Annotated in this window: 29 protein-coding genes; 21 read left to right on the top strand and 8 right to left on the bottom strand. The window is 70.2% G+C overall.

The genetic code is table 11. The features are described 5' to 3' along the window. Nucleotides 1-2: 2 nt before the first annotated feature. Nucleotides 3-224 carry a hypothetical protein gene (locus tag ABZX02_RS38250; protein ID WP_355306032.1) on the bottom strand — a complete coding sequence of 74 codons (222 nt, stop codon included), beginning with the start codon at nucleotides 222-224 and terminating at the stop codon, nucleotides 3-5. A 27-nt stretch (nucleotides 225-251) separates the two neighbouring features. On the opposite strand from ABZX02_RS38250, the gene ABZX02_RS38255 reads away from it, so the two are divergent. Further along, on the top strand, nucleotides 252-1,373 hold the full coding sequence (locus tag ABZX02_RS38255; RefSeq protein WP_355306034.1) for an aminotransferase class V-fold PLP-dependent enzyme: 1,122 nt from the start codon (nucleotides 252-254) through the stop codon (nucleotides 1,371-1,373). Here ABZX02_RS38255 and ABZX02_RS38260 read toward each other — a convergent pair. Next, on the bottom strand, nucleotides 1,357-2,652 hold the full coding sequence (locus ABZX02_RS38260) for a M14 family metallopeptidase (RefSeq protein ID WP_355306036.1): 1,296 nt from the start codon (nucleotides 2,650-2,652) through the stop codon (nucleotides 1,357-1,359). The genes ABZX02_RS38255 and ABZX02_RS38260 overlap by 17 nt on opposite strands. 132 nt (nucleotides 2,653-2,784) lie before the next feature. Here ABZX02_RS38260 and hisD point away from each other — a divergent pair, with 132 nt between their 5' ends. From hisD to ABZX02_RS38280, 4 genes are read left to right on the top strand one after another with little or no spacing between them, the layout of a single operon-like run. After that, nucleotides 2,785-4,101 (top strand): histidinol dehydrogenase, encoded by a 1,317-nt coding sequence (hisD, locus tag ABZX02_RS38265; RefSeq protein ID WP_355306038.1) that lies wholly within the window; start codon nucleotides 2,785-2,787, stop codon nucleotides 4,099-4,101. Then, nucleotides 4,098-5,204 (top strand): histidinol-phosphate transaminase, encoded by a 1,107-nt coding sequence (locus tag ABZX02_RS38270; protein ID WP_355306040.1) that lies wholly within the window; start codon nucleotides 4,098-4,100, stop codon nucleotides 5,202-5,204. The genes hisD and ABZX02_RS38270 overlap by 4 nt, the downstream gene beginning before the upstream one ends. Further along, nucleotides 5,201-5,800 (top strand): imidazoleglycerol-phosphate dehydratase HisB, encoded by a 600-nt coding sequence (hisB, locus tag ABZX02_RS38275; RefSeq protein ID WP_355306042.1) that lies wholly within the window; start codon nucleotides 5,201-5,203, stop codon nucleotides 5,798-5,800. Before ABZX02_RS38270 ends, hisB begins: the two co-directional genes overlap by 4 nt. Beyond that, nucleotides 5,800-5,955, top strand: coding sequence for a hypothetical protein (locus ABZX02_RS38280; protein WP_170176337.1), 156 nt, complete (start codon nucleotides 5,800-5,802; stop codon nucleotides 5,953-5,955). Before hisB ends, ABZX02_RS38280 begins: the two co-directional genes overlap by 1 nt. Nucleotides 5,956-6,041: 86 nt before the next feature. Here ABZX02_RS38280 and ABZX02_RS38285 read toward each other — a convergent pair whose 3' ends face one another. Continuing rightward, a complete protein-coding gene (locus ABZX02_RS38285) occupies nucleotides 6,042-6,566 on the bottom strand; it encodes an RNA 2'-phosphotransferase (RefSeq protein WP_355306044.1) in 525 nt (174 codons plus the stop codon). A 58-nt stretch (nucleotides 6,567-6,624) separates the two neighbouring features. Then, on the bottom strand, nucleotides 6,625-7,089 hold the full coding sequence (soxR, locus tag ABZX02_RS38290; protein WP_355306046.1) for a redox-sensitive transcriptional activator SoxR: 465 nt from the start codon (nucleotides 7,087-7,089) through the stop codon (nucleotides 6,625-6,627). A 56-nt stretch (nucleotides 7,090-7,145) separates the two neighbouring features. Here soxR and ABZX02_RS38295 point away from each other — a divergent pair, with 56 nt between their 5' ends. The 7 genes from ABZX02_RS38295 to priA all read left to right on the top strand — a co-directional run bounded on the left by ABZX02_RS38295 (nucleotide 7,146) and on the right by priA (nucleotide 13,303). Beyond that, a complete protein-coding gene (locus tag ABZX02_RS38295; protein WP_355306048.1) occupies nucleotides 7,146-7,808 on the top strand; it encodes a thiamine pyrophosphate-dependent enzyme in 663 nt (220 codons plus the stop codon). Next, nucleotides 7,808-8,701: a transketolase C-terminal domain-containing protein gene (locus tag ABZX02_RS38300; protein WP_355306050.1), complete on the top strand. Its 894-nt coding sequence runs from the start codon at nucleotides 7,808-7,810 to the stop codon at nucleotides 8,699-8,701. Before ABZX02_RS38295 ends, ABZX02_RS38300 begins: the two co-directional genes overlap by 1 nt. A gap of 97 nt (nucleotides 8,702-8,798) precedes the next feature. Next, nucleotides 8,799-9,572 carry a hypothetical protein gene (locus tag ABZX02_RS38305; RefSeq protein ID WP_355306052.1) on the top strand — a complete coding sequence of 258 codons (774 nt, stop codon included), beginning with the start codon at nucleotides 8,799-8,801 and terminating at the stop codon, nucleotides 9,570-9,572. Between the two features lie 8 nt (nucleotides 9,573-9,580). Next, the gene (locus tag ABZX02_RS38310) at nucleotides 9,581-10,393 is read left to right on the top strand and encodes a hypothetical protein (protein WP_355306053.1); all 813 of its coding nucleotides are present in this window, start codon (nucleotides 9,581-9,583) and stop codon (nucleotides 10,391-10,393) included. 10 nt (nucleotides 10,394-10,403) lie between these two features. Then, nucleotides 10,404-11,039, top strand: coding sequence for an imidazole glycerol phosphate synthase subunit HisH (hisH, locus tag ABZX02_RS38315; protein ID WP_355306054.1), 636 nt, complete (start codon nucleotides 10,404-10,406; stop codon nucleotides 11,037-11,039). Continuing rightward, entirely contained in the window at nucleotides 11,036-12,562 is a 1,527-nt protein-coding gene (locus ABZX02_RS38320; protein ID WP_355306056.1) for a hypothetical protein, read from the top strand. The genes hisH and ABZX02_RS38320 overlap by 4 nt, the downstream gene beginning before the upstream one ends. Before the next feature lie 9 nt (nucleotides 12,563-12,571). After that, nucleotides 12,572-13,303 carry a bifunctional 1-(5-phosphoribosyl)-5-((5-phosphoribosylamino)methylideneamino)imidazole-4-carboxamide isomerase/phosphoribosylanthranilate isomerase PriA gene (priA, locus tag ABZX02_RS38325; RefSeq protein WP_355306058.1) on the top strand — a complete coding sequence of 244 codons (732 nt, stop codon included), beginning with the start codon at nucleotides 12,572-12,574 and terminating at the stop codon, nucleotides 13,301-13,303. Here the strand turns inward: priA and ABZX02_RS38330 are convergent. Both ABZX02_RS38330 and ABZX02_RS38335 read right to left on the bottom strand, forming a co-directional pair. Then, complete coding sequence (locus ABZX02_RS38330) at nucleotides 13,269-13,970, bottom strand: Clp protease N-terminal domain-containing protein (RefSeq protein WP_355306060.1); 702 nt, start codon at nucleotides 13,968-13,970, stop codon at nucleotides 13,269-13,271. The genes priA and ABZX02_RS38330 overlap by 35 nt on opposite strands. A gap of 446 nt (nucleotides 13,971-14,416) precedes the next feature. Beyond that, nucleotides 14,417-14,797: a PPOX class F420-dependent oxidoreductase gene (locus ABZX02_RS38335; protein WP_355306062.1), complete on the bottom strand. Its 381-nt coding sequence runs from the start codon at nucleotides 14,795-14,797 to the stop codon at nucleotides 14,417-14,419. 45 nt (nucleotides 14,798-14,842) lie between these two features. Between ABZX02_RS38335 and hisF the strand changes: the two genes are divergently transcribed. From hisF to hisI, 3 genes are read left to right on the top strand one after another with little or no spacing between them, the layout of a single operon-like run. Continuing rightward, on the top strand, nucleotides 14,843-15,601 hold the full coding sequence (gene hisF / locus ABZX02_RS38340) for an imidazole glycerol phosphate synthase subunit HisF (protein WP_355306064.1): 759 nt from the start codon (nucleotides 14,843-14,845) through the stop codon (nucleotides 15,599-15,601). Beyond that, the gene (locus ABZX02_RS38345) at nucleotides 15,598-15,957 is read left to right on the top strand and encodes a hypothetical protein (RefSeq protein ID WP_355306066.1); all 360 of its coding nucleotides are present in this window, start codon (nucleotides 15,598-15,600) and stop codon (nucleotides 15,955-15,957) included. Before hisF ends, ABZX02_RS38345 begins: the two co-directional genes overlap by 4 nt. After that, nucleotides 15,954-16,304: a phosphoribosyl-AMP cyclohydrolase gene (gene hisI / locus ABZX02_RS38350; protein ID WP_355306068.1), complete on the top strand. Its 351-nt coding sequence runs from the start codon at nucleotides 15,954-15,956 to the stop codon at nucleotides 16,302-16,304. Before ABZX02_RS38345 ends, hisI begins: the two co-directional genes overlap by 4 nt. 3 nt (nucleotides 16,305-16,307) lie before the next feature. Here the strand turns inward: hisI and ABZX02_RS38355 are convergent, their stop codons facing one another. Next, nucleotides 16,308-16,910, bottom strand: a complete 603-nt coding sequence (locus ABZX02_RS38355; RefSeq protein WP_355306070.1) for a TetR family transcriptional regulator — start codon at nucleotides 16,908-16,910, stop codon at nucleotides 16,308-16,310. A 47-nt stretch (nucleotides 16,911-16,957) separates the two neighbouring features. On the opposite strand from ABZX02_RS38355, the gene ABZX02_RS38360 reads away from it, so the two are divergent. From ABZX02_RS38360 to ABZX02_RS38385, 6 genes are all read left to right on the top strand, one after another. After that, nucleotides 16,958-18,496 carry an anthranilate synthase component I gene (locus ABZX02_RS38360; protein ID WP_355306072.1) on the top strand — a complete coding sequence of 513 codons (1,539 nt, stop codon included), beginning with the start codon at nucleotides 16,958-16,960 and terminating at the stop codon, nucleotides 18,494-18,496. Then, complete coding sequence (locus ABZX02_RS38365; RefSeq protein ID WP_355306074.1) at nucleotides 18,486-18,887, top strand: Trp biosynthesis-associated membrane protein; 402 nt, start codon at nucleotides 18,486-18,488, stop codon at nucleotides 18,885-18,887. The genes ABZX02_RS38360 and ABZX02_RS38365 overlap by 11 nt, the downstream gene beginning before the upstream one ends. A gap of 132 nt (nucleotides 18,888-19,019) precedes the next feature. Then, a complete protein-coding gene (gene trpC, locus ABZX02_RS38370) occupies nucleotides 19,020-19,829 on the top strand; it encodes an indole-3-glycerol phosphate synthase TrpC (RefSeq protein ID WP_355306076.1) in 810 nt (269 codons plus the stop codon). A 35-nt stretch (nucleotides 19,830-19,864) separates the two neighbouring features. Continuing rightward, complete coding sequence (trpB, locus tag ABZX02_RS38375) at nucleotides 19,865-21,085, top strand: tryptophan synthase subunit beta (protein ID WP_355306078.1); 1,221 nt, start codon at nucleotides 19,865-19,867, stop codon at nucleotides 21,083-21,085. Next, nucleotides 21,085-21,876 (top strand): tryptophan synthase subunit alpha, encoded by a 792-nt coding sequence (gene trpA / locus ABZX02_RS38380; RefSeq protein ID WP_355306080.1) that lies wholly within the window; start codon nucleotides 21,085-21,087, stop codon nucleotides 21,874-21,876. Before trpB ends, trpA begins: the two co-directional genes overlap by 1 nt. A gap of 396 nt (nucleotides 21,877-22,272) precedes the next feature. Next, nucleotides 22,273-22,833 (top strand): Uma2 family endonuclease, encoded by a 561-nt coding sequence (locus ABZX02_RS38385; RefSeq protein ID WP_355306082.1) that lies wholly within the window; start codon nucleotides 22,273-22,275, stop codon nucleotides 22,831-22,833. Here the strand turns inward: ABZX02_RS38385 and ABZX02_RS38390 are convergent. Then, nucleotides 22,830-23,978: an FAD-dependent monooxygenase gene (locus ABZX02_RS38390; protein WP_355306084.1), complete on the bottom strand. Its 1,149-nt coding sequence runs from the start codon at nucleotides 23,976-23,978 to the stop codon at nucleotides 22,830-22,832. The genes ABZX02_RS38385 and ABZX02_RS38390 overlap by 4 nt on opposite strands. Nucleotides 23,979-24,358 lie beyond the last annotated feature (380 nt).

Raw genomic sequence — 24,358 nt, forward strand, 5'->3', positions numbered from 1 at the left:
GCCTATTTTCGCAACGCGCGAACCACGGCGCCGGGGTCGTCGGCCCAGAACTCGACCTTCGTCGGCGGGTCCAACCGCGGCGACTCGGTGGTAGAGCCCGAGATCTCCAGCACGAGCTTGCCGTCCACAACGGACCGCCCACGGTGCAGCGTCCGGCTGGTCGTGACCTGCGTCTCGCTGCCGCCGGCCGCGGGTGCGCTGTAACCGAAAGCTCGATCCCCCATGACCTCGATGGTGGCACAGTGGGACGGGTGAGCGACCTGATCTTCCTGGACAGCGCCGGTTCCTCGATCCCGCCCGCCGAGGTGGTGGACGAGGTGGTCGGGCACCTGCGGCGGGAGACCGAGATCGGCGGCTACCGGGCCGCCGCCGAGCGCCACGCCGACCTGGAGGCGGGCTACGGCGTGCTGGCCGAGTTCTTCGGCTGCCGGGCCTCCGAGGTCGCGTTCACCGACAGCGCCACCCGCTCGTGGCTCACGCTCTTCGACGCCGTGCCGCTCGCGCAGGGCGACCGGATCCTCGTCACCGAGGTCGAGTACGGCGGCAACGCGGTGCCGATCCTGCGTCGCGCCGAGGAGACCGGCGCGGTGGTCGAGGTGATCCCGTCCGACCGGCACGGCCAGGTCGACGTCGAAGCCCTCGACCTCGACGAACGGGTCAAGCTGATCTCGCTCGTGCACGTGCCCACGAACGGCGGCCTGGTCAACCCGGTGAACGAGGTCACGACGAAGGCGCGCGAGGTGGGCGCGCTGGTGCTGCTCGACGCCTGCCAGTCCACCGGCCAGCTCGACCTGCGCGGCCTCGACTACGACATGCTCGTGTGCACCGGCCGCAAGTGGCTGCGCGGACCGCGCGGCACGGGCGCGCTGGTGGTGCGCGACGACGTGCGGCGCCGGCTGCGGCCGCGTCTGATGGACCACAGCGCCGCCGAGTGGGTCGCCCCCGACCGCTACGAGCCGCGTGACGACGCGCGGGTGTTCGAGCTGTGGGAGTTCAGCGTCGCGGACCGGCTGGGGCTGATCGCCGCCGTGAGGTACGCGCTGGCCAAGGGGCCGGACGTGATCGAGGCCGAGGTCGGGGACCGTGCCAAGCGCTTGCGCGAAGGCCTTGCGACGCTGCCCGGTATCACTGTTCAGGATCTGGGCGAACGGCAGGCGGGCATCGTCACGTTCACGAGCGACCGGGTGCCCGCGATGGAGCTCAAGGACCGGCTGTGGCGCGAGGACGTCGCCGTCACGGTGTCGCAGCGCGCGTCCACGCGGTTCGACATGACCCGCCGCGGCCTGGACGAAGTAGTGCGGGCCTCCCCGCACTACTTCGTCACCCACGACGAGATCGATCAGGCGCTGGAGAGGATCAGCAGGTCTGGTTGATGATCCGCTTCACGCAGTCCGAGTAGCTCATGAACAGGTCGACGGCGCGGTCGTTGCGCGCGGTCTGCTGCGCGATGACCGTGTCCCGCGGGTAGAAGCCGTTGAGGCCGCCGCTGCTCGGGTACATCTCGAAGGTGTAGGCCCAGATCTTGTGCTGGCCCCACATCCAGTCGTCACTGCTGCCGTCGGTGATGTACAGGTCGCTCGCCTGCTCCGGCGTGTAGCCGTTGGTGGCGGCCATCTGCCGGCCCAGCGTCTGGAACGCGCGCGCCTCGTCGGCGTTCAGGCCCGTGTCCGTGTCGGCGCGGGTGTAGCCGTACGGCCACAGCACGAGCTCCGAGAACGAGTGGAAGTCGATGAACGTCTTGATCTGCTGCGTGCCGCCGACCACGCGCGAGTTCACGAAGTCGCGGATGCGCGCGGTCTCCGGCGCGGAGAACGCCGACGTGCCGCGGTAGGTGTCCGACGTCGAACTGCCGCTGGAACCGCCGCAGCAGCCCCACTTGTAGCCCCAGTTGCGGTTGAGGTCGGTGCCGTTGCCCTGGCGGTTCTTGCGCCAGCCGCGGAAGGACCCGGTCTCGATGTCGTACTCGGCGCCGTCCGGGTTCATCATCGGGACGATCCAGACCTCGCGGCTGTCGACGAGGTTCTTGATCGCGGAGTTCGCGTAGTTGTCGGTGTAGCGCTTGATGATCTGCAGGCACTGCTCGACGGTCAGGTGCTCGCGGGCGTGCTGGCCGCAGACGAGCAGCACCTCCGGTTCGCTCTCGTCGGTCGCGACGTTGTCGCTGACCTTGAGCGCCCAGATGTCCCGGTTCTGGTAGCTCTTGCCGATGCTGCGCAGGCTCGCGAGCGACGGGTGGTCGCGGACCGTCTGCTGCAGCTCCGCGACCGTCTCCGCGAAGTTGTGGTAGCCGGTGTAGCCGGACGGGAAGTCCTGGGTGCCGACCTGGCCCGGCTGCGGGTCCGCGAACTGGACCTTGCCGAGGCTCTTGAGCTGCTGCTCGAAGTCACCGAGGTACTTGATCGGCAGCCCGGTCGCCTTCAGGGCGGCGTACTGGGACTTGTCCGCGACGACCGAGACCGTGGTGAGCTTCGTCGCGCCGAGCACGTCGACGCCGATCTGGGCGACCTGGGTGCGTTCGGCCGAGGTGTTGGCCGTGACCTCCAGCAGGTAGCGGCCGGAGTCGGCCGTGCTGGGCGTCGCCATGCCCGCGACCAGCACGGGCAGGCATATCGCGAGCACTGCGGCGATCTTGCCGCGGCTCTTGGTGAACATGGGTCCTCCATCATCAGCAGGGGTTTGCGACGGAGTGGTGCTCGACCGAGCGTGGCCGGGCCGTCACAGGCTGAGTAGCGCCGATAGCGGGCTGACCGTTGACAGATTTCCGCAGGAACTAGGCTGTAGGACATGCTGAACCGCATCGACCTGCGAGGTCGGACCACGACTCCCGCTCAGTTGCGTGCCATCGTGCCGCGCGCCGAGGTGGACGTGGACGCGGTTCTGCATCATGTACGCCCCGTGGTGGACGCGATCGCGGAACGCGGCGTCGAGGCGGCTCTCGAGTACACCGAGAAGTTCGACCAGGTTCGTCCCGACTCCGTCCGCGTGCCCGCTTCGGCCATCTCGTCCGCTTTGTCCTCCCTCGACCCGTCCGTGCGCGAGGCCCTGGAAGAGGTCATCGCGCGCACCCGGCGCGTGCACGCCGACCAGAAGCGCGTCGACACGACCACCGAGGTCGTGCCCGGCGGCACCGTCACCGAGAAGTGGGTGCCGGTCGCCCGCGTCGGCCTCTACGCGCCCGGCGGCCTCGCCGTCTACCCGTCCACCGTCGTCATGAACGTCGTCCCCGCGCAGATCGCGGGCGTCGAGTCGCTGGTCGTGGCCTCGCCGCCGCAGGCGGAGTTCGGCGGCCTGCCGCACCCGACGATCCTGGCCGCCGCCGCGCTGCTCGGCGTCGACGAGGTGTGGGCAGTGGGCGGCGCGCAGGCCGTGGCGCTGCTGGCGCACGGCGGCGTCGACACCGACGGCGCCGAACTGGCCCCGGTCGACATCGTCACCGGCCCCGGCAACATCTACGTGACCGCGGCCAAACGGTTGCTGCGCGGCCTGATCGGCATCGACTCCGAGGCCGGCCCGACGGAGATCGCGATCCTCGCCGACTCGTCCGCCGACGCCGTGCACGTGGCCGCCGACCTGATCTCCCAGGCCGAGCACGACCCGCTCGCGGCGTCCGTGCTGGTGACCGACTCCGACGAGCTCGCGGACGCGGTCGACGCGGAGCTGGAGCGCCAGATCGGCGGGACCAAGCACACCGAGCGCATCCGCACTGCGTTGTCCGGCAAGCAGTCCGGCATCGTGCTGGTGTCCGATGTGGACGAAGGCGTGCGCGTGGTCGACGCCTACGCCGCCGAGCACCTGGAGATCCAGACGCGCGACGCCCGTGCCGTGGCGAACCGGATCCGGTCGGCTGGCGCCATCTTCGTCGGTGCCTACGCGCCCGTGTCGCTCGGCGACTACTGCGCCGGCTCGAACCACGTGCTGCCCACCGGCGGCTGCGCGCGGCACTCGTCCGGCCTGTCCGTGCAGACGTTCCTGCGCGGCATCCACCTGATCGACTACTCCGAGGAAGCACTCCGGGAGGTCGCCGACAAGGTCGTCGCGCTGGCCAACGCGGAAGACCTGCCCGCGCACGGGCAGGCCGTCACAGCGAGGTTCACGCGATGAAGCCGGTGATCGGTGCGCGGGTGGAGCTGTCCGACCTCCCCCTGCGTGAGGACCTGCGCGGCCGCACGCCCTACGGCGCGCCGCAGCTCGACGTCCCGTACCGCCTGAACACCAACGAGAACCCGTACCCGCCGACCGACGCCCTCGCGGCGGACGTCGTCGCGGCGGTCGCCGAGATCGCGGGCGAGCTGCACCGCTACCCGGACCGCGACGCCGTGGCGTTGCGCGAGGACGTGGCGGCGTACCTGGCCGAGGCGACGTCGGTCCCGCTGACGTCGGCGAACACGTGGGCCGCCAACGGGTCCAACGAGATCCTGCAGCAGATCCTGCAGGCGTTCGGCGGTCCGGGCCGGGTGGCACTGGGCTTCGAGCCGTCGTACTCGATGCACCCGATCATCGCGGCCGGCACCCGCACGGAGTGGTCGCCGACCCCGCGCCGTCCCGACTTCTCGCTCGACGTGGAGAAGGCGGCGGAGATCATCGCCTCGACGCGTCCGGACGTCGTCTTCGTGACGTCGCCGAACAACCCGACGGGCCAGTCGATCCCGCTCGAGGACCTGCGCCTGCTGATCGCGTCCTCGACCGGCATGATCGTCGTGGACGAGGCGTACGCGGAGTTCTCCCCGCAGGAGAGCGCGATCAAGCTGCTGGACGAGTTCGGCTCGCGCCTGATCGTCTCGCGCACGATGTCGAAGGCCTTCGCGTTCGCGGGCGGCCGCCTCGGCTACCTCGCGGCCGCACCGGCCGTGGTCGACGCGCTGCAGCTCGTCCGCCTGCCGTACCACCTGTCGGCGTTGACGCAGGCGGCCGCTCGGGCGTCGCTGAGGCACGCCGCGGAGACGCTGGGCTCGGTGGCCCGCTTGGCCGCCGAACGCGACCGGGTGTCGGCGGCGTTGACGGAGATGGGCTTCCAGGTCGTGCCGTCGGACGCGAACTTCGTGCTGTTCGGCTGGTTCGAGAACGCACGTGAGGTCTGGAAGTCCTATTTGGACCACGGCGTGCTCATCCGGGACGTCGGAATCGCGGGTCACCTGCGCGTGACCATCGGAACGCCCGAGGAGAACGACGCTTTCCTCGCGGCCAGCAAGGAGGTCGGCCGGTGAGCCGTGTTGGCAAGGTGGAGCGCACCACCAGGGAGTCGTCGGTCTACGTGGAGATCGACCTGGACGGCACCGGCCAGGTGGAGATCAGCACCGGCGTGCCGTTCTACGACCACATGCTCACCGCGTTCGGCGTGCACGGCAGCTTCGACCTGATCGTCCGCGCCACGGGTGACACGCACATCGACGCCCACCACTCGGTCGAGGACATCGCCATCGTCCTGGGCCAGGCGCTGCGGGAAGCGTTGGGGGACAAGAAGGGCATCCGCCGCTTCGGCGACTGCTGGATCCCGATGGACGAGACGCTCGCGCACGCCGCGGTCGACGTCTCGGGCCGCCCGTACACCGTGCACAAGGGCGAACCGGAGCAGTTCAACAGCTTCGTGATCGGCGGCAACTACCCGTTCGTGCTGAACCGGCACGTCTTCGAGTCGCTCGCCTTCCACGCCCAGATCGCCCTGCACGTGCGGGTCGAGTACGGCCGCGACCCGCACCACATCGCGGAGGCGGAGTACAAGGCCATCGCGCGAGCCCTGCGCGTGGCCACCGAACCCGACCCGCGCGTCGGCGGCATCCCGTCGACCAAGGGCGTGCTCTGATGCCGAAGGAAGTCGTCGTCATCGGCCTGCTGGCCCTCGCGGGCTTCCTGGCCGGTGGCGTCTACACCACGTGGAAGACCGCCAAGGTCCTGGCGATCATCCTGCTGGTGCTGCTCCTGGTGGCGGTGGGCGGCGCCGTTCTCTGGCTGCTCTGACCTTCAGTTCTTGCGGGCGAGGACCCAGTGGAACGTCGCTGGGTCCGGCTCGTGCATGGTCACCAGGTCGTCCTCGACGACACGCTTCACGCGAGCTCCAGATACCGGGCCGGCACGTGCTGAGCCAACCACACCCCGTTGGCGCTGAGCCGGAACTCGTGCCCGTCCCCGTGCATCACCCCAGCGGCAACGGTGAGGATCACCGGCCTGCCGCGCCGCGCACCGACCCGGCGAGCGGTCTCGCGGTCAGGCGACAGGTGCACGTCGTGCCGTGACATGGGCCGCAACCCGTCGCGCATGATGTCGTCGAGGTGCTGCGCGACCGTGCCGTGGAACAGCTGGTCGGGCGGCACCGCGGTGGGCAACCCGAGCTCGACCTCGACGCTGTGGCCCTGGTTGGCGCGAATGCGGTCCCCGTCGACGGTGAACCGCTTCTTGTCGTTGCGCTCGACGACCTCCAGCATGTCGGTCTCCGACATCCCGAGCGCCTCGAGCAGGTCGGCCACCGCCACCCACCCCGCGGGGTCGAGGGTGAGGCCGACGCGCTCGGGCTTGTGCCGGAGCGCCTTGGACATCCGCTTCGAAAGGCGGATCATTCTTTCGTCTTCCATCTCCTCCCCAGCAAACCACAGCACGTCCACCGGTTTTGGGAGTGACGGCGCCGCTTCTCTAGACGACGCCACCTTCGGCGGCGGGCTTGAGCTGCGGCGCCCCCGGCCCGTGTGACGCCTGCTCGTCATCGATGTTCTGCAAAGCACAGCTGCGCAACGACAGGCACCCGCACCCGATGCACCCGGTCAACCGGTCGCGCAGCCGGAAGAGCGCGTCGATCCGCGCGTCCAGCTCCGACTTCCACGACCGCGACAACCGCTCCCAGTCCGACTTGGTCGGCGTGCGGTTGTCCGGCAGCTGCGCGAGGGCGTCGCGCACGTCCTCCAGGGTGAGGCCCACCCGTTGCGCGGTGCGGATGAAGGCCAGGCGGCGCAGCACCGAGCGCAGGTAGCGCCGCTGGTTGCCCGCCGTGCGGACCGAGGAGATGAGACCCCTGTCCTCGTAGAAGCGCAGCGCGGTGTGGGGGACGCCGCTGCGCTCGGCGACCTGGCCGATGGTCAGCATTTCCGGCAGCTTGCTCACGCAGATCATGGTAACCGCTTGACCTCCAGCATGGTCGAGGTTGAACAGTTGGTGCCATGCAACGGATACCAGAGCTCTTCGCGAGGATGACCGGGGACGAGAAGCACGAGTGGGCTGCGGCGTCCACGATCGACGTGCTCTGGGTCCTCTACGACAAGGTCCTCAACGTCACGCCGGCGACGGTCGACGACCCCGACCGCGACCGGTTCCTGCTGTCCAAGGGGCACGGGCCGATGGCCTACTACGCCGTGCTGGCGGAGAAGGGGTTCATCGACGAGTCCATTTTGGACGACTGGACGTCGTGGGAGAGCCCGCTCGGCCAGCACCCCGACCGGGTGCTCGTGAGGGGCGCGGAGATCAGCAGCGGGTCGCTCGGGCACGGGTTGCCGATCGCGGTCGGCACGGCGATCGGGCAGCGCGTCGCCAAGAGCCGCGGGCGGACGTTCGTGCTGGTCGGCGACGGGGAGCTGGACGAGGGGAGCAACCACGAGGCGATCGCCGTGGCGGCGCGCAGAGGGGTGTCGAACCTCACCGCGATCGTGATCGACAACCAGTCCGCGATGTACGGGTGGCCCGGCGGCATCGCGCGGCGGTTCGCCGTCGAGGGGTGGCAGACCGCCGAGGTCGACGGCCGCGACCACGAGGCCATCTTCACCGCACTGACCGCGCCGCACGACCGCCCGTACGCGGTGGTCGCCAAGATCGAGAAGAGCTGCTGATGACCACCATGCGCCAGGCGTTCGTCCGGACGGTCAACGACCGGATCGCCGCCGACCCGCGGATCGCCGTGGTGACCGCGGTGATCTCCAGCAACGAGTTCCCGCAGGAGAACGAACGCGTCGTGGACGTCGGGATCCGCGAGCAGACCATGGTGGGCGTGGCCGGCGGGCTCGCGCTGGCCGGGTTGAGGCCGGTCGTGCACAGCTACGCGCCGTTCCTCGTCGAACGGCCCTACGAGCAGATCAAGCTCGACATCGGGCACCAGGACGTCGGCGCGGTGTTCGTCAGCATCGGAGCGTCCTACGACGACCCGGCGTGGGGGCGCACGCACCAGTCACCCGGCGATGTCGCGCTGTTCGACACGCTGCCCGGCTGGACCGTGCACGTGCCCGGCCACGCGGACGAGGTCACGCCGCTGCTCCACCAGGCGCTCGAGGACGACAACCGGGTCTACATGAGGCTTTCGCTGCACGAGAACGCCCAGGCGTACCCGGTGGGCCAGGGGTTCACGACGATCCGCCACGGCAAACGCGGCGTGGTGCTCGCCGTCGGACCGATGCTCGACCGCGTCCTCAAGGCCGTCGAGTCCGAGAACGCCGACGTCACCGTGCTGTACGCGGCCACCGTGCGTCCGTTCGACTCGGACGGGCTGCGCAAGGCGGTGCGGGACACCGACCACGCCGACGTGCTGGTGGTGGAGCCGTACCTCGAAGGAACCTCTTCCCATTTCGTGTCCGAAACACTGCAACAAATCCCGCACCGCGTTCGTTCTACAGGAGTCAAACGGCACGCAGAGCTCCGCAACTACGGCACGGCCGAAGATCATGACGCGGCACATGATCTCGACGTGGTGGGGCTGGGGAGTGCTGTGCGGAGTTTCTTCAGGGGGTGAAGAAACATGTTCGCAGTCATGGGGGATGACTGGACCGGCGCGCCTTCTCGCGCCGTATAGAGGTGAGGCGTGTGCACGATCAGGCAGGATCCTGGTCGTGCACACCCCACGCGTGGTCATCTGGACCACCTCGGACCTGGAGACGACCAGGGCGGAACTGGCCAAGCGCCCCACCCGGCCGCGGTTGCTCGTTCCCGTCGCGCACGGCACGTTCGTGCTCGGACCGGACCCGTACACGTCGGAAACGCTGATCGACGGCCTGCGCGTCGTGAAGGGCCGCCGGATCGGTCTGATGTGGACGGAGACCACCGCGTGGATCGTCTGGTTCGACGGCGTGGTCCGCGGCTGGCGGTTCGGCCCGGACGACCACTTCGAACCGGGACCGCCGAAGCGCGTCCCGGAAGGGCTCAGCTGGCTCACCGAGGCAGCGGACGCCGTGCGGGCGCAGGGCGTGCTCGACGGGGTGGGCGCGCTGCGGGTCGCGCTGGAGTCCGCCGGGTTCTCGCTGGACGCCGCGGCGCTCGTCCGGATCGACGGCGGCGAGGTCGACGACGCCGTGCCGCACCACGAGAAGAAGTGGTGGGAGAGCGTCGTCGGCGAGCGCCAGGGGATGAACGACCAGCCGTGGATCAACCCCGCGCTCTCTCTGGGCGGCGCCGTGGTGATGTCCGTTGCCGTCGTCCTCCTCCTGTCGCTGTCGAAGATCCCGGTCCTGGTCACGGTTCCCGTGTACGTGCTGATGGCGGGCGCGTTGGCGCTGCTGGGGGCGATCACCGCGGTCTCACTGCACCGGGGCGCACAGGCTGATCGGTTTCCGGTGCGCGACATCCTTGGCATGTCTGCATGGGCGAGCGAGGCGGACCAGGAATGATGTTGGTCGTGAGAATGCTGATCTGGACCCCGTTGAACGCCGCCGAACTGCAGAAGTCCATGCACAGCGGCAACGTGGGCCCCGCGGCGCTCGTCCCGGTGCAGTCCGGCACGGTGCTGCTGCCCCCACCGGGCACCAGGCTGAACGAGGCCGCGTACATGACGAACCGCGTGCGCAGGATCGGGGGCGGCGCCGCCCTCGCCGTCTGGAACGACGACGCCGCGCTGCTCTACATGTTCACCACGACGCTCGGCCGCGCCTCCATGTGGGGTTCGCGCGAGGCCGTGTTGCGGTTGTCGGCGCAGGCGAAGCAGTCGGGGCCGGTCGGCCGGTTCTTCGACCGGTCGACCGCGGGGCTGGTCGACCTGCGGGAGAAGGAGAAGTGGCAGCTCGACGCCGTCGACAAGCTCACCGCGCTCTACCCGGCGGCCAGCCGCAAGGGCTCGCTCGAACGCATTCGCGACTACGGCAACGGCCGCGCGGCGATCCCGGAGTTCTTCCGCGCGGCGGGGCTGCCGGAGGTCGCCCAGGTCGCCGAGCTCGCGGAACAGGGCCGCGCCGACTCCGTGCTCGGAACGCTGGAGGCGCCGCACGCCCAGCAGTGGCCGCTCGCGCTGATCGTCCCGCTGATCGCGCTGACGGCGCTCGCGACGATCATGTTCGGCGTCCCGGCCGTCGTGTACTACCTCACGGCCGCGCTGCTCGTCGTCGTGATGCTGGGGCTGCTGGTCGTGCTCAGGCGCCGGCTCGTGCGCACCAAGCCCATCAACACCGTGTTGCCGGTCATACCGGTGACGCAGGGCGCGGTGCCGACCGACTAACCTGGACGTCGTGGCACGTGTCGTCGTACTTGACTATGGATCCGGCAACCTGCGCTCGGCCGAGCGCGCGCTCCAGCGGGTCGGCGCCCATGTCGAGGTGACGTCGGACCCGAAGGCCGCCCGCGAGGCGGACGGTCTGGTGGTGCCCGGCGTCGGCGCGTACGCCGCGTGCATGGAAGGTCTCAACTCGGTGCGGGGCGCCCGGATCATCGGCGAGCGCCTCGCCGGCGGCCGTCCGGTGCTCGGCATCTGCGTGGGCATGCAGATCCTCTTCGAACGCGGCATCGAGCACGGCGTGCTGACCGAGGGCTGCGGCGAGTGGCCCGGCACCGTCGAGCGGCTCGAAGCGCCGATCGTGCCGCACATGGGCTGGAACACCGTGCGCGCGCCCGAGGAGTCGAAGCTGTTCGCGGGCCTCGACAAGGACACGCGGTTCTACTTCGTCCACTCCTACGGCGTGCGCCGCTGGGAGTTGGAGCCGGCCGACCACCTCAAGCCGCCGCTCGTGACGTGGGCGGACCACGCGGGCGACGAGTTCGTCGCGGCCGTCGAGAACGGCCCGCTGTGGGCGACCCAGTTCCACCCGGAGAAATCGGGTGACGCCGGCGCACACCTGCTGCGGAACTGGTTGACTACCTTGTCGTGATCACACGACTGCTGACCGTGGCCGCGCTCGTGGCCGCCGGTCTCGCCGTGCCTGGGGGCGCGCACGCCGCACCGGCGCCGTTCGAGGACACCTTCGAGGGCGCCGCGGACGCGGATCCCACCTACGGCTTGAACGACAACCTGGTGGCACGTCAGGGAACCGGCGCCGTCACGTACAGCAGGGTGTCCGGCAGGTGGAACACCGGCACCGTCCCGCGCCCGTGGTTCGCGCAGGTCGGTCACCCGAACCACCGCGGCAAGCTCTCCCTGCACCTCGGCACGACGGCCGTGCGGCTCGACGCGCCGTCCACCGGGTCGTCGATCTCGGCGACGCTGACCCCGGTGGCGGGCAGTCGCACCTCCGGCGACTGGTCGTCGATCGTGCTGAGCCGCTCGGCGAACAGCTGGGGCTACGTGTCCAATCAGGACGTCGACCTCGGTTTCCTGGTGCGCGCCAACGGAGGCGTGCAGATCTTCCAAGCCGGACAGCCGGTCGTGGACCTGCCGTCGTTCGCACAGGCCGGGGCCGACGGCTCGTTCGCCGTGACGCTCACCCTGGCCGGACCGGCGCTCGACCTCACGGTCAACGGCACCCGCAGGACGATCACGCTGGGCGCGGCGGTGCCGACCGGGCGGCTGTGGCTCTACCTCGGGCGCTACTCCGACGACGACCGGACCGTCAGCCTCGTCGACGACCTGCGGATCGAGCGGCTGAACTCCGACGACCTGCGCAAACGCCCCGGGTCCCGGCTGCGCTACTTCGGCTACTTCGGCGCGCGGCTGAACGCCGCCGGGGGCAACCACCTGCCCGAGGTGCGCGGCCGCAGCAACCTGAACTGGGTGCAGATCAGCGACGCCGACGCCTACCGGCCCGAGGTGCTGGACGACTGCGCTCCCGCGGGGTGCGTCGTCCACACGGGCAACGAGTTCTTCGACTGCGACGCGGGCCGGTGCCCGCTGTACCCGAACGCCGCCGAACGCTGGCAGGTGCTCGCCGCGAAGGTGCGCCCGTACCTCGATCGGGTGGCGGGGTTCGTGCTGCAGGACGAACCATTCCACCGCGGCGCGCTTCGAGGACGTCGAGTTCTCCGCTCGGCAGATCAAGAACGCGTTCCCGGACAAGAAGGTCATGCTGATCGAGGCGGGCGTCCGGATCGACGACGCCTTCCGCGTGCCCGGCGCCGTCGACTGGGTCGGCTTCGACGAGTACTGCGCCGGCTACGACGTGTTGGACGCCCGCATGACCGAGCTCGCCCAGCGCGCACCGGGCAAGGAGCTGTTCGCACTGCCCGAGGCCGCGCCGCAGCCGGGGTGCGCCAAGACCGACGCGGACCTCGAAAGCACGCAGTACCAGTACCTGGCGCTCGCGCAGGACCACCCCGAGTTCGCCGGGATCATGGTGTTCGGGCCGTGGACGGGCGTCGGACCCGCCGCGACCGGCCCCGGCACGCCGGTCCCGTCGAAGTTCCCGCGGGCCACCGAGGCCCAGGAGCGCGTGGCCGCTCTCGTGCTGGGGGACGCTAGGCTGCCCGGGTGACGTTCACACTCCTCCCCGCTGTTGACGTGGCCGACGGTCGTGCCGTCCGGCTCGTGCAGGGCGAAGCCGGTACCGAGACGAACTACGGCGAGCCGCTCGACGCGGCCTTGCAGTGGCAGCGCGACGGAGCGGAGTGGATCCATCTCGTCGACCTCGACGCCGCGTTCGGCCGCGGTTCCAACCGCGAACTGGTCGCCCGCGTCGTCGGCGAGCTCGACGTGAAGGTGGAGCTGTCCGGCGGCATCCGCGACGACGCGTCGCTGGAGGCCGCCCTGGCCACCGGCTGCGCCCGCGTGAACCTCGGCACCGCCGCGCTGGAGAACCCGGAGTGGTGCGCGAAGGCGCTGGCCGCGCACGGCGAGAAGATCGCGGTGGGTCTCGACGTCCGCATCACCGAGCAGGGCCACCGCGTCAAGGGCCGCGGCTGGACGTCCGACGGCGGCGACCTCTGGGAGGTCCTCGAGCGGCTCGACCGCGACGGCTGCACCCGCTACGTCGTCACCGACGTGTCGAAGGACGGCACGCTGACGGGCCCGAACCTGGACCTGCTGCGCGAGGTCTGCGCCCGCACCGACGCGCCGGTGATCGCCTCCGGTGGCGTGTCCACTGTGGACGACCTGGTGGCGCTCTCGAAGCTGTCGCGCGACGGCGTGGAGGGCTCGATCGTCGGCAAGGCCCTCTACGCCGGCGCTTTCACGCTCCCGGAAGCGCTTGCTGCGGTCCGTTGACCACGGCCTCGATGTGAGTGGCCGCGGCCGCGTGCGTGACACCCGTGTTGTGCAGCACGTCGGCCGCGGTCCCTTCGCCTTCCGCCAGCACGCCGAGCAGGATGTGCTCGGTGCCGATGAACATGTGACCCATCCGCAGCGCCTCGCGCACGGCCAGTTCGAGTGCCTTCTTGCAGTGCGTGGTGTACGGCTGCTTCTCCGGCCGTTGCCGGGCCTCTGAGTCGAGGCGGTTGAGCACCGCGATGCGCGTGCTGCCGTCGCCCGACTCCAGCTTCGCGATGGTCTTGGCCGCGAGCCCGCCCGACTCGTCGAGCAGCCCCAGCAGCAGGTGCTCGGTGCCGATCCGCTCGCTGAACCGCGCGTGGTGCCGGGCCAGTGCGATGACCCGCCGGGACCGCTGGGTGTAGCGCTCCGTGCTCGGCTTGCCCAGGTCCGGGGACTCCCGCGGGACGAACCGCTTCTGCGCCGCCTGCTTCGTGACGCCGAGGCTCTCGCCGATCTCGGCCCAGCTCGCGCCACCCCGCCGCGCCTCGTCCACGAAGTGCCCGATCAGGTGGTCGCCGAGCTCGTTGAGCTGACCGCTCATCTCGACTGCCTTGGCCAGGCGCACGAGAGCGTCGTCGGCCTCTTGAGCGACCGAGACGATCAGGTCGGTCAACTGGATCATGCGTCAACTCTAGGTTGACGCCGAGTCGCGGGTCAACCTCGGGTTGACGGCTCAACGTGGACTCAACGTTGAGCCGCGCAGTCCACGTTGACTCAACATTGACGCACGCAGGCAAGGTTGACGAGTCAAGTCCACGTGCACGGAAGACAACGTTGTCATCTGCGAGGAGGCGTGCGGAGCGAGCGTCAACCACGCATTGATCCGGAGACAGTCAACGTTGATCCGACTGAATCAATGTTGAGTCCACATTGACCGGCAGTACGTCAACATGGACTGGCAGGCGTCAACGAGCACGGCGGCGCCTCAACATGGACGGCGGACGGCAGCGTCAACCTGCCGCAAATCAACATTGATTGCCGGCGAGTCAATGTGCACTGGTGGCGAGTCAACGTTGATCGTGTGGATCAATGTTGACTCGACGTTGACGGCGATGTGTGCGGGAGGCGTCAGCCCGTGGCGGTGATCCGGATGCCGATCGACCCCGTGCGGCCGCGCCGCAGCTTGCTGCCGGTCACGGTGAGCCACCCGAACACGCCGTACTTCTTCGCGATGCGCGAGCGCACGTCGTCGCTCGCCTCGTCGTCCAGCAGCACCGCGTGCGCCCTGACCGAGTCGCCCTTCGGGTTGCCGCGGACGTCGCACGGCCCGACCTCGACGTCGCCGCTGCGCCGGATCCGCTTGACCTTGCCCGTGTCCGCGGCGCTCCACGCGTAGACGACGTCGTCGCTCTCGCCCGGCAGCACCCAGACCGGAGTGGGCACCGGGGTGCCGTTCTTGCGGAACGTCGTCAGCAGCAGGTACTTGCCCTCGCCCAGTTCCCTGATCATGGCCGCGCAGCGTAGTCCCCGAGGCTCCCCGGTAGGCTTTCCCGCATGTCAGTCGCGGTCCGTGTCATCCCCTGTCTCGACGTCGACCGCGGCCGGGTGGTGAAGGGCGTCAACTTCACCAACCTCGTCGACGCGGGCGACCCGGTCGAGCTCGCCAGGGCCTACGACGCCGAGGGCGCGGACGAGCTGACGTTCCTCGACGTGACGGCCAGCAGCGGCGACCGCGAGACGACGTTCGACGTGGTCCGCCGCACCGCCGAGCAGGTGTTCATCCCGCTCACGGTCGGCGGCGGCGTGCGCAGCCCCGAGGACGTGAACAAGCTGCTGCGCGCCGGCGCGGACAAGGTCAGCCTCAACACCGCCGCCATCGCGCGTCCCGAGCTGCTCAAGGAGTGCTCCGAGCGGTACGGCGCGCAGTGCATCGTGCTGTCGGTCGACGCCCGGCGCGTGCCCGGCGGCACCGGCTTCGAGGTCACCACGCACGGCGGCCGCACCGGCACCGGCATCGACGCGATCGCCTGGGCCGCGAAGGGCCAGGAGCTGGGCGTCGGCGAGATCCTGCTGAACTCGATGGACGCCGACGGCACCAAGGCCGGGTTCGACCTCGAGCTCCTCGAACTGGTGCGCCGCGAGGTCGACGTCCCGCTGATCGCGAGCGGCGGCGCCGGCGCGGTCGACCACTTCCCGCCGGCCGTCGCCGCGGGCGCGGACGCCGTGCTCGCCGCGAGCGTCTTCCACTTCGGGCAGCTCCGCATCAGCGAGGTCAAGGACGGCCTGCGCCAGGCCGGCGTCGTGGTGCGGTGAAGCCCGTCGAGGTGCGCGTCGCCTCGGCGGTCGCGATCGGCGGCGCGCTCGTGTTCTTCGCGGTCGGCCTGGTGCTGTGGCGCTCGACCGGCGACGCGGACGTGCTGAAGCTGCCGTCGTTCATCGCCGCCGTCGAGCTGCCCGTCGCGGCCGCGCTGCTGCTGCGGCTCCGGTTCATGCACTACCCGGCGATGATCGTGTTCGTCCTAGTCGCGTTGCTGCACCTCGTCATCGTGCTGGCCGACGGACCGGCGTGGGCCCGCGTCGCGTCCGGCGTGCTGTCCGCCGTGCACATCTACGGAGTGGTCCTGCTCAACACCGGACCGGCCCGTGAACACCTGGGAGGTCCCCGTTGAGCGCGTCGCTCGATCCAGAAATTTCCCAGCGCCTCAAGCGCACCCCGGACGGCCTGGTGTGCGCGGTCGCGCAGCAGCGCGGCACCGGTGAGGTGCTGATGGTGGCGTGGATGGACGACGAGGCGCTGCACCGCACCCTCACCACCCGCCGCGCCACGTACTACTCGCGCAGCCGCCAGCAGCTGTGGGTGAAGGGCGAGACGTCCGGCCACACGCAGTACGTGCACGAGGTCCGGCTCGACTGCGACGGCGACACGCTGCTGCTGGTCGTCGACCAGGTCGGCGCCGCCTGCCACACCGGCGACCGCACGTGCTTCGACGCCACGGTGCTGCTCGCCGACGTGTGAGATCTAGTCCAGGTCGCCCGTGAGGTAGCGCTGCAGGTTCGGGGCGATGGCCTTGACGATGGTCTCGACGTCGGTCGAGGCCAGCGGCTCGAACCCGACGACGTACCGGACGATGCCGAGCCCGACCATCTGGGTGGCGCACAGCGTGGCGCGCAGCTCGCGCTGCTCGGCGCCGAGCTCCGTCAGCAGGTTCTTGAAGATCGCGTTGATGAGGAACGACTTCAGCGCGCCCGCCACCTCCGGCTGGCTGGTGACGCTGCGGATCAGCGCGGCGAACGTGCCGCCGCCCGTCGCGTCCCACACCGCCACGAACGTGCGGATGACGCGCTCGCCCGCTTCCTCGACGGGGCCGTCGACCAGGCGCTTGAGGATCTCGGCCGGGTCGAACGGGAGCTGCAGTACGGACTGGGCGAACAGGCCCTCCTTGCCGCCGAACCAGTGGTTGACCATCGCGGCGTCCACGCCCGCCCTGGAAGCGATCGCGCGTACGGTGGCACCGTCGAAGCCCTTCTCGATGAACACCTCACGGGCGGCCGAGACGAGCGCCGCCTTGGTGTCCTCGCCCGCGGCGCGGCGGCCTCGACGTTTCTGGTTCACTTGCTCCACGTGGGTCATAGTTCAACAGATGTTGAATTTATGCAACAATCATCGGCATGGTGAGCGTCATCGGGGCTGTGGCCGCCGCTGGTCTGGGGGCCGTGAGCCCCACGCGTGAGGAGTTTCGCGAGCTCGCGGTCAACCGCCGGGTCATCCCGGTGGTCCGCAAGCTGCTCGCGGACGCCGAGACCCCGGTCGGCCTGTACCGCAAGCTCGGGGCCAATCAGCCGGGCACGTTCCTCTTCGAGTCTGCGGAGAACGGGCGCTCCTGGTCGAGGTGGTCGTTCATCGGCGTGCGCTCCTCGGCCGCGCTCACCGCGAACGGCGGCGAGGCCTACTGGACCGGCACGCGGCCCGTCGGCCTGCCCGACGGCGGCGACCCGCTGCAGGTGCTGCGCGAGACCGTCGAGGTGCTGCGCACGGACCCGTTGCCCGGCATGCCCCCGCTGACCGGCGGCATGGTCGGCTACATCGGCTACGACGCGGTGCGGCGGCTGGAGCGGCTGCCGGTCATCGCCGAGGACGACCTGAAGATTCCCGAGCTGGTCATGCTGCTGGCGACCGACCTCGCCGCGCTCGACCACCACGAGGGCACCGTCACGCTCATCGCGAACGCGATCAACTGGGACGACTCGGCCGAGCGGGTCGACGCCGCGTACGACGACGCGGTGCGCCGCCTCGACGAGATGACGACGGCGCTGCACACGCCCGCGCCGCCGACCGCCGCCGTCTTCTCGCGGCCCAAGCCCGAGTTCCGCCGCCGGCGGTCGCAGGCCGAGCACTTCGCCGCCGTCGAGAAGGCCAAGGAGGCCATCCGCGCGGGCGAGGCGTTCCAGGTCGTGGTGTCGCAGCGGTTCGAGATCGAGACCGACGCCGACGCGCTCGACATCTACCGCGTGCTGCGAGCGACGAACCCCAGCCCGTACATGTACCTGCTGCGGCTCGACGGGTTCGACATCGTCGGGTCCAGCCCCGAGTCGCTCGTGACGGTGCGCGACGGCAAGGCGACCACCCACCCGATCGCGGGCACACGCTGGCGCAGCGAGGACCCCGAGGAAGACGCGCTGCTGGAGAAGGACCTCCTCGCGGACCACAAGGAGCGCGCCGAGCACCTGATGCTCGTCGACCTCGGCCGCAACGACCTGGGCCGCGTCTGCAAGCCGGGTTCGGTGCACGTCGTCGACTTCTTCAAGGTCGAGCGGTACAGCCACGTCATGCACATCGTGTCGACCGTGACCGGTGAGCTGGCCGAGGGCAAGACGGCCTACGACGCGGTCGCCGCCTGCTTCCCGGCCGGCACGCTGTCCGGCGCGCCCAAGCCGCGCGCGATGGAGCTCATCGAGGAGCTGGAGCCCACCCGCCGCGGCCTCTACGGCGGCGTCGTCGGCTACTTCGACTTCGCCGGCGACGCCGACACCGCCATCGCCATCCGCACCGCCCTGGTCCGCGAGGGCGTGGCGTACGTGCAGGCCGGTGGCGGCATCGTGGCCGACTCGGACCCGCTGGCCGAGGACAACGAGTGCCTGAACAAGGCGGGCGCGGTGCTGGCCGCGATCGCCACCGCGCAGACGATGGCGCCGGCCGTTGAAGGCTAGTTCGCCGCTGTGGATCGCCGCGCTCCTGCTCGTGGGCGCGGCGGGTGCCTTCTGGGGTGCCGGCTCCGTGCCGGTCGCGTTGCTGTGCCTCGCGGCCGTCGCGGCGGCCGTCGCGCTGAGCGGCGTGGCGCGCCGGGTCCTCGGCGCGTTGCTGATCGTGGTCGGCATCGCGGGAGTGGTGTCCGGCCACTGGCTGGCGATCGCCGGAGGCGTTCTCGTGGTGGCGTCCGGAGCGGTGCTGGTGGCGCTCGGAGGGCGGATGCCGAAGATCGGGATGGGCGGGCAGAAGACCCGCGCGGCCGATCCCGAGACGGACATGTGGCGCGCGCTCGAACGCGGTGACGATCCGACCGACGACCCGAAGCCCGGCAGGGCAACCTCGAACGAGTGAAGATCATTCACCTGCGTTCGCGCATGTGACACCCCTACGACCTTGGTTAGCTGCGTGGACAGGTGAACCCCGGTGGCTGGGGCGTTACTCCGCCGGGGTTAGCATCCCTGTAGCGGGAAGGGGTTCAAGACTGTGACGGTTCTCGAGTCGATCCTCGAAGGTGTGCGTGAGGATCTCGCCGCTCGTGAGGCTCAGTTGTCCTTCGACGTCGTCAAGGAGCGCGCGGCCAAGACCGCCCCGCCGCTCGACGTGCTGTCGGTGCTGCGCGGGCCGAACGTGGGCGTCATCGCCGAGGTCAAGCGCCGCAGCCCTTCCAAGGGCGCGCTGGCGGAGATCCCGGAACCTGCCGAACTCGCGTCCGCGTACGAGGCGGGCGGCGCGTCGGTGATCAGCGTGCTGACCGAGCAGCGCCGCTTCGGCGGGTCGCTGGCGGACTTCGACGCGGTGCGCCGGGCGGTGAAGATCCCGCTGCTGCGCAAGGACTTCATCGTGTCGCCGTACCAGGTGCACGAGGCGCGCATGCACGGCGCGGACGTGGTGCTGCTGATCGTGGCGGCGCTGGAGCAGAACGCGCTCGTGTCGCTGCTCGACCGGGTCGAGTCGCTCGGCATGACGGCGCTCGTCGAGGTGCACACGGCCGAGGAGGCCGACCGCGCGCTGGAGGCGGGTTCGACGGTCATCGGGGTGAACGCGCGCAACCTCCACACGTTGGAGGTCGACAAAGACGTTTTCGGCAGGATCGCTCCGGGGCTACCCTTCGAGACGATCAAGATCGCCGAGTCGGGCGTGACCGGGCCCGGCGACCTGATGTCGTACGCCGGCGCCGGTGCCGACGCGGTGCTCGTCGGCGAAAGCCTGGTGACCAGCGGAGACCCCAAGGCCGCCGTGAACAAGCTCGTGACCGCGGGCTCACACCCCGCGTGCCCCCGGCCCAGCCGGTAGGGCACGGTTGATCCAAGCGCTAGAGGAGCCACCCGATGGGCCAGTTCACGCCCACACCGCATGATCCCGACGCACGTGGCCACTTCGGTCCGTGGGGCGGCCGGTTCGTCCCGGAGGCCCTGATCGCCGCGGTGGACGAACTGGCCGCCGAGTACGACAAGGCGCGGCTCGACCCGGAGTTCGTGAACGAGTTCAAGCGACTCCTCCGCGACTTCGCGGGCCGTCCGTCCCTGCTGACCGAGGCCCCGAAGTTCGCGGAGCACGCCGGCACGCGGGTGTGGCTCAAGCGCGAGGACCTCAACCACACGGGCTCACACAAGATCAACAACGTGCTCGGCCAGGCGTTGCTGACCAAGCGCATGGGCAAGCAGCGCGTGATCGCGGAGACCGGCGCCGGCCAGCACGGCGTGGCGACCGCGACCGCGTGCGCGCTCCTCGGCCTCGACTGCGTCGTCTACATGGGCGAGGTCGACACCGAGCGCCAGGCTCTCAACGTGGCCCGCATGCGCCTGCTGGGCGCCGAGGTCATCCCGGTGAAGTCCGGGTCGCGCACCCTGAAGGACGCGATCAACGACGCGCTGCGCGACTGGGTCGCCAACGTCGACGAGACGCACTACCTGCTCGGCACGGCCGCAGGTCCGCACCCGTTCCCGCTGATGGTCCGCGACTTCCACCGGATCATCGGCATCGAGGCGCGCGAGCAGATCCTCGAGAAGGCGGGCCGCCTGCCCGACGCCGTCGTCGCCTGTGTCGGTGGCGGCTCGAACGCGATCGGCATCTTCCACGGCTTCATCGACGACGCGGACGTCCGCCTGGTCGGTGTCGAGCCCGGAGGTTCCGGCCTCGACAGCGGCAGCCACGGCGCCACGCTGACGGCCGGCACGCCCGGCTCGCTGCACGGTGCCATGTCGTACGTCATGCAGGACGACGACGGCCAGATCACCGAGGCGCACTCGATCTCCGCCGGCCTCGACTACCCCGGCGTGGGTCCCGAGCACTCGCACCTGAAGGACATCGGCCGCGCCGAGTACTTCCCGGTCACCGACGCCGAGGCCATGGAGGCCTTCGCCCTGCTCTCGCGCACCGAGGGCATCATCCCGGCGATCGAGTCCTCGCACGCGCTCGCCGGCGCGCTGAAGCTCGGGCCGTCGCTCGGGCCGGACGGTCTCCTGGTCGTGAACCTCTCCGGACGTGGCGACAAGGACATGGACACGGCCGTGCAGTACTTCGGCCTTGCTGACGGGGGACAGGCCTGATGTCGACGTTGTCCGACGTTTTCGCCACCGCGCGCGCCGAGTCCCGTGCCGCGCTGATCGGCTACCTGCCCGCGGGCTTCCCCACGGTCGAGGGCTCCAAGCACCACCTCCGTTCGATGATCGAGTCCGGGTGCGATCTGGTCGAGGTCGGCCTGCCGTTCTCCGACCCGGTGATGGACGGCCCGACGATCCAGGCCGCCGCCGAGCAGGCGCTGTCCGCGGGCTTCCGCGTGCGGGACCTGTTCGACGTGGTGTCCGCCGTGTCCGAGGCCGGCGGTCGTGCGGTCGTGATGACGTACTGGAACCCGGTGCTGCGCTACGGCGTCGACGCGTTCGCGCGTGACCTCGCCGCCGCCGGTGGCCTCGGCATCATCACGCCCGACCTCGTGCCGGACGAGGCCGACGACTGGATGGCCGCCTCCGCCGCGCACGGTCTCGACCGGACGTTCCTGGTGGCGCCGTCGTCGACCGAGGAGCGCATCGCGATGACCGCGCGTGCCTCCTCCGGCTTCCTCTACGCCACCGCGGTCATGGGCGTCACTGGCGCCCGTGACGTCGTGTCGTCCGCCGCTCCCGCGCTCGTCGCACGGGTGCGGGAACACACCGAGCTGCCCGTCGGCGTCGGGCTGGGCGTGCGCTCCGGCGCGCAGGCCGCCGAGATCGCCGGCTTCGCGGACGGCGTCATCGTCGGCTCGGCGTTCGTGACGGCCGCCGGTGAGAGTGATGCCGCGGTGCGCGCGCTGGCCGCTGATCTCGCTCAAGGCGTGCGGTCGGCTGCCGCAACGGTCTGATCCTCCTTTCTTTCGCTGAACCGCTCGGTCTCTCGGCCGGGCGGTTTTGCTTTGTGTCCCTGGAGAAGCCGTCTCTGCAGCGACGGCTCCGCCTTCTGGTTGTCGGGTGGCGCGGTGGTGCTTTCAAAGGTCGAACACTGTGCTCGCCATCGAGTGGTTGTCGGGATGGCGGGTATTGAGTTGTGGAGGAGCCAATGCCTCCTTCCGGAGTCGATGACGTTCCTCCAAGAGCATGACACAGATTCGAACACCTGATCGAGTGAATCGTGGTCGGCCGGGGCCAAAACCCCCTTCGGCTGTCGGTCTGACCTGCGATCGTGGCCCTATGCACAAGCCAGCTGTTCGCCCGGCGTGCCACACTGGTACTCGTCGGGCGGCTTTCGGAGGTGATGCCCAGTGGCAGCTCCAGCGGAGACGGCGCGAGCCCAGTACCTGTTGCCGAGGCACGTGGGCCCTTGGTCGCTCGACGACGTCCTGTCGCTGCCGGAGGACAACAGCCAACGCATCGAGCTCGTCGACGGGATGCTTCTCGTGAGCCCGCTGGGGTCGGTTCGCCACCAGGAAGTGGTGTTCGACGCCGCAGCCGCGCTGCGCGCCGCTTGTCCCGACTACCTCAAGACGACGATCGAGCTGAACGTCCTGCTGTCCAGCGGGCGTCTGGTGATCCCGGACTTCACGGTGATCAAGCCGCGAGAAGCGGGCGTCATGTTCCCGGTGTCCGACGTCGTCCTGGTCGGCGAGGTGTTCTCACCGAGCACGCGCCTGAACGACGAGGGCCTCAAACGTGGCCTGTACGCGGAAGCCGGTATTCCCCACTACCTGATGGTCGACCCGAGCACTCAGGTCGTCGAAGCGGTCCTGCTGGAGCTCCAGGGTGAGGAGTACGTCGAGATCGCGCGGAGTCGGAACGGCGTGCTCGAGACCGAGCGGCCGTTCCCGGTGATCATCAAGTTCTAGCCGTAGAGCCATTCCAGCCGGTCGTGCACGTCGGCGACGGTCCACGAGGCGAACATCGCGTCCCGGGCCAGCGCCGCGTCTCCGGCGGGGTGGTAGACCTCCCGTCCCATGAACCGTGAAGCGTGGTGGACGCGCGCGGTCCGCTCCGAGCGGAGCGCCACGTACCGCGCAAAAGAGCCGGCCACGTCACGGTGGTCGAACACGGACGAGAGGCACACGGCGTCTTCCAACGCCTGACAGGCGCCCTGCGCGGCGTACTGCAGCACGGGATGGGCGGCGTCACCGAGCAGCACGACGCGGGAGTCCTGCCAGGTCGTAACGGGCGCGCGGTCGCACAGCACCCACGCACGCCACTCGTGGGCGAGCTCCATGACCTGGGTCGCGTCCGGGCAGAGGGGCGTGAAGTGCCGCAGCACCTCGGCGTGCTCGACGGGCTTGCCGGTCAAGGGTTCCACGGCGCCGTTGTCGGTGGTGGCAACGAGGTTCACGTACCGGCCGCCGGCGATCACGTACCAGACGACGTGGTAGCGCGGCCCGGCCCAGAGCGTGACGACGTTCTCCTTCAACGACCGCGGCACGTTCTCCGAGGGAATGACCGCGCGGAACGTCGTGTGCCCGGACACCGGGGGCTCCCCGTCGCCCACGAGCTGCCGCCGCACCGCCGACCGCAACCCGTCGGCACCGACCAGGGCCTCGCCGCGCACGACCTCGCCCGACCGCAACACCGCGGTGACCCCGTCCGAGTCCTGCGTGTAGGACGCGACACCGCTGTCCACCCGGAGTTCGACCCGCTCGTCGGCTCGGCAGGCGTCGAGCAACGGAGCGAGCACGTCGTTGCGGTGCACCACCGCGTAGGTGCCGAACCGCGCGCGGAAGCCGTCGTCGACGGGAAGCCCGGCGATCAGCCGCCCGGTCACGCCGCACCGCAACCGCAACTCGTCCACGTGCACGGCCCGCCGCCGCACCGCGGCACCCACGCCGAGCGAGTCGAGCATGCGGAACCCGTTGGGCCCGACCTGGATCCCGGCGCCGATCTCCGCGAACTCCGCCGACGCCTCGAGCACCACCACCCGCGTGCCCGCTCGGGCGAGCCCGAGCGCCGTCGCCAGTCCACCGATGCCGCCGCCGACCACCAGGACCGTCATGTCCGACCTTTCGCGAGTCCGCCGAGATGAGCCCGAGTATCTCGGGTCGGCCGCTCGCGGTGGGGTGCGCGGAAGGGGGTGGTGGTCCGGGGGAGACGGTTGGGGAAGGCGAGGAACGGGAGGGCGCGATGTGGCGGGGGCGCCTGGGGCTGGAGGGATTGGGCTGGAGGTGGGGCTGGAGGGAGGGAGGGAGGGAGGGAGGGAGGGAGGGAGGGAGGGAGGCGGGTGTGGGGGCGGGCCGAGCGCGGGGTGGGGGTGCGGTGACGCGAGTGAGTGAGAGGGGAGGGAGGGGGAGCGAGAGGGGGAGAGCGGAGGTGGGGCGGGGACGAGTGCGGGGCGGGACGGCTGCGGGGTGGCGCGAGCGCGGCAGTGACGAGCAG

It is taken from the genome of Lentzea sp. NPDC003310, from assembly GCF_040610935.1.
Classification (GTDB): domain Bacteria; phylum Actinomycetota; class Actinomycetes; order Mycobacteriales; family Pseudonocardiaceae; genus Lentzea.

What these genes read in the sequence shown, in the direction of transcription:
- ABZX02_RS38250 (WP_355306032.1), bottom strand. Translation starts at nt 224, where the DNA reads ATGGGGGATCGAGCTTTCGGTTACAGCGCACCCGCGGCCGGCGGCAGC.
- ABZX02_RS38260 (WP_355306036.1), bottom strand. Translation starts at nt 2,652, where the DNA reads ATGTTCACCAAGAGCCGCGGCAAGATCGCCGCAGTGCTCGCGATATGC.
- hisD (WP_355306038.1), top strand. Translation starts at nt 2,785, where the DNA reads ATGCTGAACCGCATCGACCTGCGAGGTCGGACCACGACTCCCGCTCAG.
- ABZX02_RS38270 (WP_355306040.1), top strand. Translation starts at nt 4,098, where the DNA reads ATGAAGCCGGTGATCGGTGCGCGGGTGGAGCTGTCCGACCTCCCCCTG.
- ABZX02_RS38280 (WP_170176337.1), top strand. Translation starts at nt 5,800, where the DNA reads ATGCCGAAGGAAGTCGTCGTCATCGGCCTGCTGGCCCTCGCGGGCTTC.
- ABZX02_RS38285 (WP_355306044.1), bottom strand. Translation starts at nt 6,566, where the DNA reads ATGGAAGACGAAAGAATGATCCGCCTTTCGAAGCGGATGTCCAAGGCG.
- ABZX02_RS38295 (WP_355306048.1), top strand. Translation starts at nt 7,146, where the DNA reads ATGCAACGGATACCAGAGCTCTTCGCGAGGATGACCGGGGACGAGAAG.
- ABZX02_RS38300 (WP_355306050.1), top strand. Translation starts at nt 7,808, where the DNA reads ATGACCACCATGCGCCAGGCGTTCGTCCGGACGGTCAACGACCGGATC.
- ABZX02_RS38330 (WP_355306060.1), bottom strand. Translation starts at nt 13,970, where the DNA reads ATGATCCAGTTGACCGACCTGATCGTCTCGGTCGCTCAAGAGGCCGAC.
- ABZX02_RS38335 (WP_355306062.1), bottom strand. Translation starts at nt 14,797, where the DNA reads ATGATCAGGGAACTGGGCGAGGGCAAGTACCTGCTGCTGACGACGTTC.
- hisF (WP_355306064.1), top strand. Translation starts at nt 14,843, where the DNA reads ATGTCAGTCGCGGTCCGTGTCATCCCCTGTCTCGACGTCGACCGCGGC.
- ABZX02_RS38360 (WP_355306072.1), top strand. Translation starts at nt 16,958, where the DNA reads ATGGTGAGCGTCATCGGGGCTGTGGCCGCCGCTGGTCTGGGGGCCGTG.
- trpB (WP_355306078.1), top strand. Translation starts at nt 19,865, where the DNA reads ATGGGCCAGTTCACGCCCACACCGCATGATCCCGACGCACGTGGCCAC.
- trpA (WP_355306080.1), top strand. Translation starts at nt 21,085, where the DNA reads ATGTCGACGTTGTCCGACGTTTTCGCCACCGCGCGCGCCGAGTCCCGT.
- ABZX02_RS38390 (WP_355306084.1), bottom strand. Translation starts at nt 23,978, where the DNA reads ATGACGGTCCTGGTGGTCGGCGGCGGCATCGGTGGACTGGCGACGGCG.